The sequence below is a fragment of the Neolewinella lacunae genome (assembly GCF_014349155.1).
GTDB classification, from domain to species: Bacteria; Bacteroidota; Bacteroidia; order Chitinophagales; family Saprospiraceae; genus Neolewinella; species Neolewinella lacunae.
Map to the genome: position 1 here is coordinate 1 of NZ_JACSIT010000103.1, position 1,070 is coordinate 1,070.

A 1,070-nucleotide genomic window follows, 5' to 3' on the forward strand; every position below is an offset into this window, starting at 1 on the left:
TCTACGGCAGATACGTCCAGGTCTTCCAGCGTCGGGCGGTTGAAGATGATGCGGAACGAAGACGTTACGCTCTCGTTGGCTTCGCCAGCTGCCGTCGGGCAGACGGCGATCTCCGTAGCCGTGAAGGTGCGCGTCAGGATCACGTCCTCACACAGGGGGTCGATGGCGTTGTAGGCCACCACGTCGTTGACGCACACCCGGATGCGGTCCGTGCAGCCGTCCGTGAAGGTGGGCAGCAGCGGCGTCAGGCCACCGGCCAGCAGGCGGGCCCGCAGCTGGGGGGCCATCGTACCCGCTACCGTCGTGCCCGCTACCGCACCGATCTGGCCGGATGCCGTAGCGCTGCGGTTGTTGGAGAATACTTCGTAGCACTTGCTGATGTTGGCCGGAAGCGTCGTCAGCGTGTTCGCGTCAAGGTCTACGCAGAGCAGGTTCACGTCTTCTACTTCCGTGACAACCGCCGGCGGCGTCTTGTCTTCGGCGTTGACGATGCCCCAGCAGGTCTCGAAGTCGAGGCCCAGCAGGTCACCCCCCGTGAAGCTGAAGTTGCTCAGTACCAACTCGCTGGCAAAAGCACCGGCGAAGGGCTGGAAGCCATCGTCGGAGAGCTCAACCATCAGCGTGTAGCCCGTCTCGATCGTCAGGGTGGCGGAACCCGTGGCCGGAGCATCCGTGTCCAGGACCGTGGTCACTACGTTGCCTTCGAAGTCGAGAACGATCAGGGCGTCGTCGAAGCCGTCGTCGACCCCGTTGAAGTCGTAGTCGAAGCTCAACTCACCGGCCGTGGCAAATTGCAGGTCGGCAGTCACGCCGAAGGCAGAACCAGAGCTGAATACTGCCGCAGAAGTGCTCAGCGTCAGCGTAGTGGCGGTGAAGGTGGCCGTGGCCGTCTGGTTGGCGTTGCTCGTTGTGGAGACCACCTCCCAGTTGCCGGGGGCCAGGGCACCCGTCAGGCCGTTCGTAGTTTCAGAAGACTGGGCGGTAGAGCGAATCATGTACTGGAAGCTGCCGCAGCCGTCGATGATCGGGCCGTTGCTCGGGTCGCTGTCCATTACCGTGATGTCAAAGCC

At 63.1% G+C, this 1,070-nt stretch carries 1 protein-coding gene; it reads right to left on the reverse strand.

Going from position 1 to position 1,070, the window contains the following annotated elements; genetic code table 11:
- The coding region (locus H9S92_RS11215; RefSeq protein WP_187466811.1) for a hypothetical protein at nt 1-1,070 on the reverse strand (1,070 nt) is incomplete at both ends.